The sequence below is a fragment of the Kitasatospora sp. NPDC024654 genome (assembly GCF_055559155.1).
This window is the reverse complement of record NZ_JBVHLF010000065.1, coordinates 12,037-25,835: the sequence shown is the minus strand read 5'-3', so window position 1 is coordinate 25,835 and position 13,799 is coordinate 12,037. Positions and strand designations below refer to the sequence as shown.

The 13,799-nt window shown below is 70.7% G+C and carries 11 protein-coding genes; 2 read left to right on the top strand and 9 right to left on the bottom strand.

Translation table 11 applies throughout. The annotated features are described in order from the left end of the window. Nucleotides 1-29: 29 nt before the first annotated feature. From ACZ38L_RS29055 to ACZ38L_RS29030, 6 genes are read right to left on the bottom strand one after another with little or no spacing between them, the layout of a single operon-like run. Complete coding sequence (locus ACZ38L_RS29055) at nucleotides 30-1,145, bottom strand: C40 family peptidase (RefSeq protein ID WP_465698741.1); 1,116 nt, start codon at nucleotides 1,143-1,145, stop codon at nucleotides 30-32. Next, entirely contained in the window at nucleotides 1,142-3,952 is a 2,811-nt protein-coding gene (locus ACZ38L_RS29050) for a hypothetical protein (protein ID WP_465698739.1), read from the bottom strand. Before ACZ38L_RS29050 ends, ACZ38L_RS29055 begins: the two co-directional genes overlap by 4 nt. Then, nucleotides 3,949-6,594, bottom strand: a complete 2,646-nt coding sequence (locus ACZ38L_RS29045) for an ATP-binding protein (RefSeq protein ID WP_465698737.1) — start codon at nucleotides 6,592-6,594, stop codon at nucleotides 3,949-3,951. The genes ACZ38L_RS29050 and ACZ38L_RS29045 overlap by 4 nt, the downstream gene beginning before the upstream one ends. After that, nucleotides 6,591-7,205, bottom strand: coding sequence for a hypothetical protein (locus tag ACZ38L_RS29040; RefSeq protein WP_465698735.1), 615 nt, complete (start codon nucleotides 7,203-7,205; stop codon nucleotides 6,591-6,593). Before ACZ38L_RS29040 ends, ACZ38L_RS29045 begins: the two co-directional genes overlap by 4 nt. A 56-nt stretch (nucleotides 7,206-7,261) precedes the next feature. Continuing rightward, on the bottom strand, nucleotides 7,262-7,591 hold the full coding sequence (locus tag ACZ38L_RS29035; protein ID WP_465698733.1) for a hypothetical protein: 330 nt from the start codon (nucleotides 7,589-7,591) through the stop codon (nucleotides 7,262-7,264). Beyond that, nucleotides 7,591-8,640: a hypothetical protein gene (locus tag ACZ38L_RS29030; RefSeq protein ID WP_465698731.1), complete on the bottom strand. Its 1,050-nt coding sequence runs from the start codon at nucleotides 8,638-8,640 to the stop codon at nucleotides 7,591-7,593. Before ACZ38L_RS29030 ends, ACZ38L_RS29035 begins: the two co-directional genes overlap by 1 nt. 885 nt (nucleotides 8,641-9,525) lie before the next feature. Here ACZ38L_RS29030 and ACZ38L_RS29025 point away from each other — a divergent pair. Then, complete coding sequence (locus ACZ38L_RS29025) at nucleotides 9,526-10,248, top strand: hypothetical protein (RefSeq protein WP_465698729.1); 723 nt, start codon at nucleotides 9,526-9,528, stop codon at nucleotides 10,246-10,248. Here the strand turns inward: ACZ38L_RS29025 and ACZ38L_RS29020 are convergent. Further along, a complete protein-coding gene (locus ACZ38L_RS29020; protein WP_465698727.1) occupies nucleotides 10,206-11,102 on the bottom strand; it encodes a hypothetical protein in 897 nt (298 codons plus the stop codon). The genes ACZ38L_RS29025 and ACZ38L_RS29020 overlap by 43 nt on opposite strands. Before the next feature lie 101 nt (nucleotides 11,103-11,203). On the opposite strand from ACZ38L_RS29020, the gene ACZ38L_RS29015 reads away from it, so the two are divergent. Continuing rightward, on the top strand, nucleotides 11,204-12,013 hold the full coding sequence (locus tag ACZ38L_RS29015) for a hypothetical protein (protein WP_465698725.1): 810 nt from the start codon (nucleotides 11,204-11,206) through the stop codon (nucleotides 12,011-12,013). Nucleotides 12,014-12,103: 90 nt separating this feature from the next. Here ACZ38L_RS29015 and ACZ38L_RS29010 read toward each other — a convergent pair whose 3' ends face one another. Further along, complete coding sequence (locus ACZ38L_RS29010; protein ID WP_465698723.1) at nucleotides 12,104-12,331, bottom strand: DUF397 domain-containing protein; 228 nt, start codon at nucleotides 12,329-12,331, stop codon at nucleotides 12,104-12,106. After that, the gene (locus ACZ38L_RS29005) at nucleotides 12,328-13,197 is read right to left on the bottom strand and encodes a helix-turn-helix domain-containing protein (protein ID WP_465698721.1); all 870 of its coding nucleotides are present in this window, start codon (nucleotides 13,195-13,197) and stop codon (nucleotides 12,328-12,330) included. Before ACZ38L_RS29005 ends, ACZ38L_RS29010 begins: the two co-directional genes overlap by 4 nt. Nucleotides 13,198-13,799 lie beyond the last annotated feature (602 nt).

Below are 13,799 nucleotides of genomic sequence, written 5' to 3'. Positions count from 1 at the left end.
TATTTGTCATAGTTTGTGGCGATTCTCTTTCAGTGGAGGACGCGGGCGCCGCCCGCGTAGTCGTAGGACCAGACCGCCTCGACCTTGACGTTCTCGCCGGGCTGCGGGGCGGCGATCATCTGCCCTGATCCCAGGTAGAGGCCGACGTGGTAGATCGCGGCGTCGTCGGTGGGGGAGGGGCCGAAGAAGACCATGTCGCCGGGCTGCAGGGCGTTGATGCCGGCGGAGGCGGGGATCCGCTGGCCGACTTCGGCCTGCTCGGAGGCCAGGCGCGGCAAGTGGATGCCGACCTGCGCGAACGCATACAACATGAGTCCGGAGCAGTCGAATCCGACGACTTTGCGGCCGTCCTGCCCGCCCTCTGAGCAGCACTGACCGGTCGTCGGGCCGCTGGGTGAGCCGCCGCCCCAGGAGTAGGGGACGCCGAGTTGGCTGCGGGCGGCCTGGATGACGGTCTGGACCTGCGCGGAGACGTCACCGGTGGGTCCGGCGGGTGCGGTGGTGGCGAGCTGGGTGAACTGGGTGATCCACGACTCGACCTCCTCCACATAGGCCTGGCTGGCGTTGTACTGGTAGATCGCGGCGGACAGTTGGGTGTGGTCGGTGAGGTCGCGACCGTTTCCGCACAGGAACAGTGCGGCGGCTAGGGCGGCGTCGTCGACGTTGTTGGGGTCGGCTCCACCGCCGGGTCGGACCCGGGCCGCGTACTGGGCGAATGTGCTCAGGAGGAACTGGAAGGGGCCCACCGCCCGGTCGTAGCCGCCGGTTGCGGTGTAGACGGCCGTGGTGTTGCCGCCCACGCCGGATCCGTCCAGGGCCGGGCCGAGGATCGGCGGGGTGATCAGGCCCTCGTCACTGATGATGTGGCCGGCGGCCTGGTTGGACTCCACCTGCGCTATCCCCGCGAGTACCGCCCAGGTCAGGCCCTTGCAGGTGGGCACCATCTGGGGGATCGCGGCGGTGGCGCGTACGTAGGCGGCCATCATCCGCGGGGGGATCCCCGTGGCGACCGCGGTCGGCGCGGCAGCGCTCTGATCCGGTGTGCCGAACATGTCGATCGCGACCAAAGTCGGCAGTCCGAGCAGCAGGGCGAAGAGGAGCAGGCCGAGGCAGCCCAGCCGCCGGAGCTTCTTGAACGGCTTCATTCCTCCTCACCGTCGCCCTCCGCGAACTTGGACCAGTCCAGGGCCATGGCGGGGCGCGGGGCGGGGGCGGCGGTCTCCTCCGTGTCGGGCGTGCTGTGGCCGACCGTGTGGCGGAAGCGCTGTGCTTCGAGGGAGTTGCCGCCGGGGCCGCGCAGGGCGGCGTCGCTGACGCGCCGCCGCAGATCGTCCGGCGTATCGTCGCCGAGCTCGGCCAGGACTTCACCGGTGATCGGGTTGATGACCAGGCCCGGCTCGCCCGGCACCTCGAACCGCTCGACAGCCGCAGTCGGCTCCCCGCCGGGCGTGCCCGCAGCAGGGGCGAGGGCGCCGGGGCCGAGGGTCGATGCCAGGTCGGTGGGGGACACATCCACAGGCGCGGAGGAGAACGGCGCATCGACCGGGTCGACCGCCGGACCTTCTCCGACCGGGAAGAACGGGTACTCCGGGCCGCGATCGGCCGCGTGATCCCACACCGAGCTGTGCGCGGCACTCTCCACCCGGGGGGAAGCCGGGCCCAGATCGGCGGTGTCGGCGAACCCGCCCGCGGTCTCGGCGTAGGCAAAACGCGCCTCCCGCACCAGCGCCTCGCCCTTCTCACGCACCGCGTCGACCACCTCGGGCCCGTGCTCGCGCACCGCGGTGTACGGAACCCGCAGTGGCGTGCTCAGATCCCGCGCCCCGGCGACCCAGTCGGCGCCGTAGGCCTTGCGCTCGCCGTTCCAGTAGTGGTCCACCTGCGCGCGGGTGGAATCCCAGGCGTGGCTGGTGCCGCGCCGGGCGCGGGTCCAGGTGGCGGGCAGTCCCGCGGGGGAGACGTCCCAGGTGAGCCGGGCAACCTGGCCCCCGCGGATCGCGAGGCGGCCGAGGCGGGTGTTGAGGAGCTGGTTGTGGACGCGGTGGCCGATCGGGGTGACCTCGGACATCGGGTCGTGCAGGATCTCGCCGGTCGCACCGTCCACGACGAGCGGGCCGCCACCCCCGACGGGCTTGCGGCGCTTGGCCAACTCCTCGGGTGAGAGCGGGTTGCCGACGACCAGCTGGTGCGCGGCGTGCACGGGCAGGCTGAGGGCCGCCCAGCCGCGCCGGACCTCACCGAACGCCCCGGCGGCCATCGCGCCGGCGTTCATCGGCCCCAATGCCGGATCGGCGAGCGCTGCGATGCCCTCGCGGATCCGGGCGTGGCGCAGCAGCGCGGCGTGGGCGGGGGAGTCGGCGCCGAACAGGCCGATCCCGAAGCCGCCGGCCAAGCCCCCGCCGAGTCCGGTGCCGCCGGCGTATCCGGCCGCCTGGCTGCTGCCCAGGGCGTTGGACATGGCCAGGCCGAGGCGGGAGTCGTCCCCCATACCGCCGGATCCGCCGATGCGCGCGAAGCGCATGCGGTTGGCGAAGCGGTCCCCGACGCGGCCGGCGGCCGAGAAGATCCGCTTGTGGAAGACGAGAGTGAGCAGGGAGAGCCCGTCGAGCAGCATGAGGCGCTCGATCATCACGGTGCTCTGCGGGCTGTCCAGGACGCCGTCGGCGGCCAAGCCGAACATCGGGATGAGGGCGCAGATCGCGAACTCGGTGCAGATGCTGGTCAGGTAGACACCAAGCCATTTCCACAGTGCGCCGCGGTTGGCGCCGGGCAGCATGGCCCAGACCATGGCGGCCGCTGAGAAGGCGCTGGCCGTGACGTCGGCGAACTCCGAGCCCACCTGGACGAGTGCCATCGACATGACGACCGCGGCGATCATCAGCACCGCGATGAGCACGAGGACGATGCCGGCCACCTTGTCCCAGTCGGAGTTGACGGCGTAGTCGTAGACGGCCTGCCCCTCTTTGCCGTGATTCTGGAGTTCCGACTTCAGCGCGTCCCAGGACGATGTCTTGTGGCAGAGGGCGTCGTCGTCCCCGCCGCCCGGCAGCCAGGTGGGGCATCCCTGCTGGGCGGCGGTCTTGCCCTGGATCTGGCCGTGGACGTAGCGGTAGTTGACGTCGGCGAGCCAGCTGCCCTGGGCGGGGATCTGCCCGTACTGCAACAGCTCGAAGGGCTCCACCACCAACGTCTTGGTGAGGATCATGCGCATGGGACAGCTGACGTCGTCTTTGTCCTTGGGGTCGGTGCAGTTGGGGTCCTGGCCGTTGACGGTGCTCGTCATCTGGGCGACTTCATGGGCCGCGGACTGCGTCTGCTCGATGGGGCCGTTCGGGCCGAGGATCGCCTTGGGGGAGAGCCAAGGCGCGGCGACCGTCGTGGCCAGCAGCAGCGTCAGGAGGATCTCGCCGGCACCGCGCGCCATCTTGCCGCGCATGACGAGGATCAGCCCGAAGGCGAAGGCGCTCGCGAGGAAGATCGGATAGAGGCCGAGTTCGTTGGCCGCGACGTTGAAGTACTGGTAACAGATCTTCTGTGCGGTGTCGACGAGCAGCGACACGATCGGAAACTTAAAGATCCAGTTGAGGGTCCAGCACATCAAGCCGACCAGCAGCCGAATCAGAGCGAAGCCTCCGCCGATCAGCAGGCTGCACACGTGGCTGCGGATGTCGGTGGTCCCACCGGGGTCCGACTGCAAGTCGTAGGTGTCCAGCGGCACGCCCTCGCTGGAGGTCATGTTCAACGGGGCGAGGATGCCACCCTGCTCACCGCCACCGCCGTCGTCAGCTGAGGCCACCGAGGCACCGGCCAGCACAAACAGGTAGACCATGCCGATCGTGAGCAGGACGGTCCGCCGTCCCGGCCAGTAGACCTGGACCCACCGCCACGCCGTCCCCAGGCGGTCACCGGCCACGGCGGCGAGGTGGCGAGCGCGCGTGATCACCGTGTTCACCGCCGGCCCGCCTTCTCCATGAGAGGGCTCCGGCTACGCGTGCCGGCGGCGGGCGCCGCCGTGGCCTCGACGGCAGTGGCGGAGGTGGGCGTCGTCTCGTGCTCGCCCGGGGTGGTGAAGATGTTGTCGGTCAGCCGGGGGACATCCGGGACGATGACGCGGATCCGACCGATGCGCCCGGCCGCGTCGCGCAGCAGCATCTCGCCGGCCCGTCGGCTGTCTCCGGCCGGGGACAGGCCGGTGGTGACCAGCTGGACGAGCGTTTCGTCGTCAGCGGGCAGGCCCAGAAAGGACAAACCCCGCTTGGCCATCGCCTCATCGCCCGAGCGGGCCAACAGCCGGACGGTGATCAGACCCTGGATCGTCTCATCACCCAGGTCGGGCGCATCGTGACCGCCCAGCATCATCCCCGCGTCGTGCTTTCGCCCGTCGTGCGCGATCTCCTTGACCAGGGCGTGGCCCTCGGTTGAGGAGGTGAGCCAGTAGCACTCGTCCATGACGACCGACACGAAGCGTGTGTCGTCGGTGAACGCGACGTGCCGGCAGATCGCGGCGACCAGATACAAGACCGCGCGTCCGATCAGCGCCTCCAGAGGCTGGGAGCGCAGAACCTCGGGCCGGGCGAGCGCCTCCTTCGGAGGCAACTTCAATCCGTTGGTCGTGAAAACGACGAGGCCCGCGCTGAGGTCCTCCAGAGACAGGGCAGGCAGGGCAGGGTCGAACACCATCGCCGCCAGCGGCCGGTCGGCCACCGAGCGAAGCAGGCTCAGCACGTCTGCGGCGGCCTCACCACGGTTGCCGCCCTCCTCCGCGATGGCGACCAGTTCCTCCAGGACCAGACCCATGTGCGGCGAGCGGGCACTGGCGGCGGCCTTCACTGCCGCCGACAGAGCCGCCCCCTGAGCCGACATCGGCTCCAGGCACAGCTGCAGGGTGAGGTAGGACAGGGCCGCGCCCTCGCCCTCGGCACGCGGCAGAACCCGCAGCGGATCGATGCTCACCTCCGCGCGGGCCGCGTCGATGATCTGGTGGCGACCGGGTGCGGCACTGCGCGCGAAGGAGGCGTACTCCCGGCGCGGGGTGCGGTCGATCACCAGCGCCCGATGGCCGCGATCGAGCAGAAAGCTGCTCAACAGCTTGAGGAGGACGGACTTACCAGATCCGAGATCGCCGAGCACCGCGAGCGAGGCGGCCAAGTCACGCTGGGTGCAGGCGGCGAGGTCGAGAAGGACCGGGCGCATCGTGCCGACGTCCAGGCTGCGGCCGATCACCGGGCCGGTCTCGTCTCCGATCTCACCGCTCGTCAGCGGCCCGCTCAGAGCCCAGTCCTCGGACAGCTGGTACTGGGTGCACTCGCGAGCACGCCAGGCAGGGGCAGCGCCGGGCAGACCGAGCGCGAAGAGCCGGTGCTGGCCGCCGCGCGGCCGGATCACCCCGTAGCTGGCGCCGGTGAGCTTCGCCCGAAAGTCCCTCGCGCGCGCATCGCACGTCGCGGCGGTCGGTCCCCACACGGTGAGCACGGTGCGGGACTGCACCTCCCGCTCCACGCTGGTACTGCTGAGCTTGGCCTCCTGCTCGCCGAGAGTCTGGGCGGAGCGGTAGATGGAGTCCGGCGCGCCGGTCGGGTGCGCGGACCACTGGTCGACCTGGTCTGCCAGTTCGGCTTTCGCCTTAGCGATCTTGCGCCTGGCCTCCTCCGACTCCACGATCGTCAGGTCCACCACCGCGTCCACCGGGTACGGGAACTGCTCCAACCTCGCCAGGATGTCCGCGCTGGACTCGAGCACCGCCTCCGGAATCTCCTCCAACGCCAGGTGCGCCTGGTAGCCGGTGGCGTCCTCGGTCTCCACCTGCAGCCACAGCCGCGACAGCGCCGTCCCATCCAGGCGGCCCGAGAGCCACCGTCGGAAGAACCCGCGCGGCCGCTGGTCGGCATCCGGGCCAGCGGCGATGCCGCCCTCCAGCAGCCGGACCTGACCCAGGCTCGCGTAACTGGGACTGCGCAGCCACGCCCCCACCAGCCGGCCGCCACGAGACCGACCGGATTCCGCGTCCGCGAGCAGCGGCTCGATCACGCCCCGGTGTACGGCGTGCTGGTGCATCCACACGATCTCGCTCGGCCTCGCCGGGCGCATCTTCAGACCGCCGCCGAAGCCGGCCGCCAGCTGCTCCGCCACACCGCGGTAGGCCTGCACCTCGTGCGCTGGTACCGGTGGGACCGGCAGGCCGGCCTGCTCCCCGAACAGCGCGGAGACGCTGCCACGGGTAGCGGCGAGCTGGGCGGAGCGGCCCGGGGCCTTGAGCGGGATCGCCAGCCACAGGGTCCGGCGGTGCATCTCAGCCTGGTCCAGCCTGTCCCAGGTAGCGCGCGCCATCTCGGCGGTGCCGCGGTTGCGCTCCAGGTCGATGCCCTCGATGGTCCGCTGGGCGATCTCGCCGGCCTCGATCTGCGCGCATAGCGAGTAGAGGCGGGCCGAGCCGCTGAGGGAGCGGATCAGGGACGTGACCCGGGCGTGCATGTCCTGGCGCTCCAGGGCGGAGGCGTAGCGGCTGCCGACCGGCGTGATCCGCCAGATCGCCCAGACCGTGCCCGACGTGGACCACAGCAGGTGGCCGTGGATGTGCCTGATCGCCACCCTCATTGGTGGTCCTCCTCCATCTGGTGTGCTGTCGAATTGGGTGGCGCCGCGGCGGCCGCGGCGAGCATCTTCTGCAGGGGAGTCAGGGCCGGTGCGCGCGCGGGCCCGACCGGCCCGGGGCGCCGCGAGTCGGGGCCGGTACCGCCTCCAGGCCGCCTGCTGCGGGGCCGATCAACCGGTCCCGAGGTCGAAGCCGGACGGGACATGGGGCGAGCCACCGGCGTCGTGACCGGCCCAGCCGGCCCGGAGTCGGGCGAGAGGGTGGGCGCGGCCGTGCTCTGCTCCTCCCACGCCGGGTCCTCGATCCCGAAGCTGCCGACCAGCCGGATGGGACGCATCTCCCGCACCGGGCGGCCGCCGATGACACCCCGTCGGGGCGAGGCCGCCAAGGAGAGCGCGTCCAGCAGGAACGGAAGCGGGCTGCGCCCGCCGATCCGCGTGTGCCGCGCGGCCCAGATCCCCACCGCCCACACGACGACTGGCACCGGCCCCAACGTCGACCACCACAGGCTGGCGGTCTTGATCAGGACAAAGGAGCCGACCGCAGCGACCGCCAGCTGCGGCGGGGTGTAGGGGCCCATCGGGATCCGCCAGTCACCGACGCGCCCGACCACCCACGGATGCCGGCGGGCACGGGTGTACGAGCGCCCGACCCTGGGCCGCGCGGCGCTCACAACCGGCCCTGGAAGACCGTCGGGAGTTCACGCAGTCCTTGAATCGGGCCCGGGATAGCAGGGCTCGTGCCGGGGTCCTTGTACTCGCTCTGGACCATGTTGGCGAGCGAGTAGCGGCCGCTGAAGATGGACAGGCAGATGACCACCCCGATCGCACCGCCGACCGCCGCCTTGATCGATTGCTTCCGCACGGCCTGGAGGATCAGGATCAAGCCGAGCGCGATCTGGAACCCGTTGGTGATCCAGACGAGCAGCGTGGCCTCCCAGGCGAAGCCGAAGTTCTGCAGCGCCCCCGCGAGAACCACCGTGGTCGAAGTAGGCATCATCAGCGCACCCCCGCCGAGGTCGAAGCAGCCGGCGAGGAAGCCGGGGCCACAGAAGCGATCTCCCATCGGCCGGCGCGGGCCCGCAGGCGGAGCGGGTAGGTCAGTGGCCACACCCCGGCCGCATCGGTGGCGTGCACCTGGGCCTGCACGTCGAGCACCGTCCCATCGGCCGGGGCGGTCGGCACCGACTGGGCGGCCGACAACGCCACCAGGTCGACCTTCGTGTAGGCGGCGCCCGGGGGCGGGATCTGAGCGCCGGGCGACAGATAGCGGGTGCTATCCCCGAGCCCGGTTAGGTACGCCGTCAGATAGCCGAGCACCGAATCCTGCAGCGGCCCGCCGACGATCTGCGTGCTGTACACCTCCGCCACCGGATCCGGCCCGGGCAGGGTCGCCGGACCGGCCACCTCAGCCGGAGCCGCCGAGATCGCCAACGCATCCGGCGCCCCGCCCGACCCATTCGCGCGAACCATCGCGACCGGCACCGCGAAGTACCGGACCCCCAGCACCCCGCCCTGCGCACCGGCTTGCGCACGGCCTTGCGCGGGGCCTTGCGCAGCGCCAGAGCTCTGCGCAGAAGGGTCGGTGCCGCTCTGCGCGGCCGGTGCCGGCAGCGTCATCGTCGCCGCCACCGTCACCAGCCAGGTCCGCCCACCCATCGGCGTGCTGCGCACGGCGACCACTCGCTGGACGGCCGCTTGCGCGCCGCTCGCTGGCTGCGGGAGTTCGACGCCCGGCGCCATGGCGCGCACCGCGTCGCCCGCGGGGCTGTCCTGCGAGCTGCGCAGCCAGAGCTGGATGAAGAGTTCGGCGTACCCGGTCGGCGGCGCGATCACGGTCGGCGCGGCGGCCTGGAGGATCGGGGCGGTCTTCGCCAGTGCCTGCGGGACGACGGTGAGGGCGGCGACCAGGGCCAGCGGACCGCACGCCAGCGCGGCCCACACACCCACGCGGCCGGCCATGGCCCGTCGCTGGGCCTGCCGCAGGTCGCCGTCGGTGGCGGCCGCGGCGTCCGGCGCCCGATCGCGCCGGGAGAAGAACGTACTCACGAGAAGGGCTCCTCGCTCGCTCAGTGGAAGCTGTCGAGTGAGGAAACCCTCCAGACCTTGACGGATCCGTTGATGATCGAAGCTGCGGAGGTAACGCCTTCACAACGCATGCCATCAATCGTGTGACCTGCGGGTTCGCCAGAGCATCACGGATTGGTTGATGGCCCGTCATGCGGGTCCCGGGGATTCATTGACGGCGCATCGCCCGCCAGCGCGAGATAGGTTGACGGCCGCCAAGGGGGCCGGGGATTCATTGATGGCCGGCTCTCGCATCCCGGGGATTCATTGATGGCCTGCCCCGCGCGTGGCAGGCGGCCGCCTGCCGTGACGGCCACGCCGCGATCCGCGAGCGGGGCCGCATCAGAGCCTGGCGCCGCCCGAGCCTGGTACCGGCTCCCCGACGGCAGGGCCCGGCCAGCGGGCATCGGATTCATCGATGGCCATCGTCCCCGCTGCCGGGATTCATTGACGCTGCCTTGCGCACCGCTCCGGGCTGGTTGACGGCCGCCTCGGGCGGAGCGGGGAGGTCCAGCTCTTCGGCCGACCCGTGTGCGCGCCGGCGGAGGGCCACCAGCCCGCGCAAAGAGATCCATGCGCGGACACCATGCGGCGGCCTTGCGCAGAGCTTTGCGCTTGCGCGCGCAGTACCCCTTGCGCATGCGCATGCGCAAGGGCCACCGGCACCGTCGCAGCTCAAACGGCTGCGCAAGGCGGGCGCAGGGCGTCCCCCTCCAGGCCGTCAAGGGACCCGCCACCGATTGCCGGATGCCTTGATCACGGCCGTTGCCCAGTTGTGATCCGCCGGGGCCTCCACGTCAACGGGTCCGTCAACGGGTGCGGGGTTACCTCGTTCGACGATCCGCCGAACACCCCCAGGAGCACCCGATGCCGCCCTTCCCGAAGCTCCCACTCGACCTCGGCTTGAGCGGCCACGAGCGCCTGGCCCTGCTCGCCCTCCTCTGCCACCTCACCGCTGGCTTCGTGTACCTCACCGTGACCGGTGCCGACGACTGGTGGGGACACTGCCTGGACCGAGAGATCCGTCCCACCCTGGCCAGCACCTTGACCGCGGCGGCCATCAGCACACTGGTGGTTTCGCTCTGGCCGGTGCCCCTTGCCTTGCGGACCGTCCGCTCGATCACCTCCCGCCTCAGCGTCGCAACGCTCCCAGGAACCCGGCGAATCCCGGAGTCTGCACCCGCAGCAGCCCTGGCAGCGCCCACCGGGTCAGCCCCCACCCCAGCCGTACCTCAGCACCCCCCAGTTCCCCCGCTCTGGTACCGCCGGGACTACGAAGCAGTCCGGACCAGCCTCGCAGAGGGCCGCACCGTCATCGCCCGGTGCTGGGCCTGCGGTCTGGTTGACGACGCCACGATGGTGTTCGGCCCCGGCCACCCCTACACCCGCGACGCCTGGGAGATGCTCGCGCACGTCGTTCGTGTCGCCCTGGTCGAGCGCTGGCCCGAGCCAGCCACCACCCCAGACGCTTACGAACCATTCGAGGCCTTCCTGTTCCCGCACGGCCACCCCGCCACCGCCCCAACCGGTGAGGACGGCCACAGCGTCTACTGCTCCGCCAGTTGCTCGCAGCCAGAGGTGACCTGGTGACCGACTTTCTGACCCAGCTCTCCACCGGACCGGACGGTCAGCTGCTGTGCACCGGGCTGGACTATGTGGAGTTCGACACCCGCCTCGCCCGCGACGGATCCTGCCCGCCAGCCACGAAGAGCGCCTACATGGCGCTGGGCGCCTTCGCGAACATCGAGGACCGCTTCACGTTGACCGCCGAGTCCGTGGCGGGCTGGTCGGAGGAGGTGCGGCACCGGCTGCTTCCGTACCGCAAGACCATCGCCGCATGCATGGGCCGATCCGTCTGGACGTTCGATCGCGCCGTCGACGATTTGGTCAACCGTCACTTCCTCACCGTCATCGCGCAGTGCGACCCCGACAATCCCGGTGTCTCGGAGGCCAACCTCTACCGGCTTCTCGACCGCGAGCGCTGGGCTCGCCAGCTCCTGGAGCGCGCCGAGCAACGGGCCGCCGAGCAACGGGCCCCTGCGCCGGCTCTCGGCCCGGATGGCCGTCCCCTGCCCAGGGTGCTGCGCGCCCCGGGCATCGACCACATCCGACTGGACGCCCGCATCGCCCAGTGCGGTCAGCGCCCCCCGGTCTACAAGGCGGTCTACGCCGCCGTCGCCAGCTTCACGAACATCCACAGCCGGGCGATCACCGACCGGCCGCCGACCCTGAAGGAACTGCAGGCCTGCACCGGGCTGGGCCGCACCGCCGTCACCGGAGCACTCGGCCAGCTGCGCGCCGACGGCGTACTGGAGACGCGCGAGAACTACCTGCCCGCCGGCGAGGGGGGCGGCAAGACCGCATCCTCGTACTTCCTCCTCGACGGCCGGCTGTGGCGCCGACGCGCAGCTGCGCGCGAGGACGCCGAACTGGGCGCCTTCCATGGGGGGTCTGTGCACCAGGCGGACGGGGGTCTGTGCACCAGGCGGACGGGGGTGTGTGCACCACGCGGACGGGTGTCTGTGCACCAGACGGACCAGGGTCTGTGCACCAGGCGGACGACATTAAGAGAAGTAGTACGAGAACGAGCGACGAATCCCTCCCGGACGCCCGTAGGGCCAGTACAGGTGGTTTCGCGCACGAGCCGCGCAACTCGCACACGGCATCGAAGCCAGGCCGAAACGGCGGCTCCGCCGCGACGACCACCAAGAAGCCCCGCATCAAAACGATCCGTACCTCGACCTCCCGCCCCGTCCCGGGCGAGGACGCCGTCTTCGCGGCCGTCGACGCCCTGGGCGTCAGCAAGCACCCCGCCCTGCGGGTTCCGCCGCTGCGCCGCGCGGTACGCGAGCTGCTGTCGGCCGGCCGTACGCCCGAGCACGCGCTCGCCCGGATCAACGCGGGTTGGTGGAAGGCCGGCGTCCCGGAGCGGATCGCCGCGGGGGAGATCCGCGGCCCGGTGGGCTACCTGGCGAGCATCCTCAACGCGCGGGACTGCGAGCGGCCAGACTGCGAACGGGGCGTCATCCTTGGCAGCGGCGAGGAGTGTCGCACCTGCGACTTGCGTGCGATCGAGCGGCAAGCCGAGCGGGCCCGCCACCATCTGGAGGCCGACACCGAGGAACTCGACCAGGCAGCGGCCAAGAAGGCGGCCGAGCAGGAGCCGGTCGTGGACGACGCGCCCGCCCTGCCGCACGCGGGAGCGGTGACGTGGCGCTGCGAAGCGCCCGGGGCCGATGGGTTCGGCTCCGGCACCTGCGGTCGGCCCGGTCGCGGCACCCCGCCGCCGCTGCGGATGTGCCTGGACTGCCGGGGCGATCTGGAGCGGGCGCTCGCCCGTCGCAGGATGGCGTGATCTGTTCGCCTGCTGGGCATGGAACTTCGGTACACAGCGCAGGGCCGCCTCCCCCTGCTTCGGACGGGGGGAGGCGGCCCTGGTATGTGGTCAGACGCCGAGGCGCTGGGCGAAGGCCACGAAGGCGCTGAACGCGGCGGGGCTGAAGAGCAGGGCTGCTCCCTCGGGGGTCTTCGAGTCGCGGACGGCGACGGCCTGGTGCTCGGTGTCGATGAGGTCGGCGACCTCGATGCAGTTGTTCCCAGCGCCGCTATAGGACGACTTTCGCCAGTGGGCCAGGTCCGCGAGTTCGGGCGCGGTGATGGGCCGGGTGATCATTTGCATACCTCTCGGGTGAGTTGGTGTAGGAAATCTGGTGTCGACTCGGCCGGCAGAGCCGAGCGGGACAGTGCCTCGAACATCCGCTGGTGGCGGCCGACGTCGCGCGGCTTGTCCGTCATGGACATCCCGGCCCCCGCGGAGTCCACCTGGACCGTTGTCGGGAGCGTGGAGCCGAGGTCCAAGATCGTGAAATCGTTGAACGCGAGGTAGCCGCGGACGGACTGCGGCAGGATCTGCACGGTCACGGTGTCGAGAGCCGCGATCCGGGTGATCTCCTCGTACTGGGCCCGCATCAGGTCGAGGTCGCCGACCACGTACCGCAGCGCCGGCTCGTAGAGGATGGCCCACAGCTTCACGGGATCGTCCGGCGTCATCAGACGCTCCTTGCGCTTCATCCGAAGCGAGACGCTCTTCGTGACGAACTCTGTGGTGTACTCCTCGACCGGCTTGGCGATCTCGTGCAGGGCCCGCGCGTAGGCCTCGGACTGCAACAGGCCGAGAACGGCGGTGGGGTGGTAGGCCCGGATCGAGACCGCCGCGGACTCCACGCCGAGGAACCGGGGCATGGCCGTGGCCATACCGGCGGTGTAGGGAGTCCACCAATCTTGATCCTTCGCGGTGCGCTGGAGCCTCACCAGGCGCTCGACGTCCTCCTCCTCGGCGCCATACCGGGCGAGAAGGGTGCGCAGGTCGGCGGCGTTGCGGAGGTCCTGAAGGCCCGTTTCGACCCTCTGGAGTTTGGTCTCGGAGAAGCTCAGCTCCTTCGCCGCGTCTTCGAGTGTGATGCCCGCTCGCTGGCGCAGGTGCCGGAGCTCGTGCCCCAGCTCGATACGCCTGGCCGTTGGCCTGGGTCGTGCTGCCATGTGCCCACCTCCAGAGGTCATATGCCCACCGCGCCAGCCGATGCGCGCAGCATTCCACGTCATGTGATCGCCGCACCAGCCGATGCGTTTGCGCTGGCATGTGCCAATGTTCCTGCGGCGAGTGATGCATTGCAGATTCAGTTGCAGATTCAGCGTAGACGCGCGACGGTATGAGCGTGCCCCGATTTGACGGGGCATCAGTAGCGGGGGCCCCGTCGATGCGTCCCCCGACACCGAGGGGCCGCCGCTCCACCTCGAAATCCTGGAGCGCTGATGACACGCGCTGACACCGGCACGGACAGGCCTCATCCCTGGACTGGAGCGGTCGCACTGCCGGACCCGAACCCCACGTTGCTGCCCCGGCGGCCGAAGCGGCACCTGAGCAGTGTGGAAGGCACGACGGCCACCACCGACCGGATGGTGCTGGACGAGCACCGCAGCGAGCAGGGCCGGTGTGCGCGCTGCGACAGCCAATGGCCTTGCGAGACCACCCTGAGGATTCGGTACGGGGGCACGGTATGACCCGGCCGAGCAGTTCAGCCCGTCCTGAGCCGGCCGTGGTGGTCTCAGGACAGCAGACCTCCGGGATCTGGCTCCCTGGC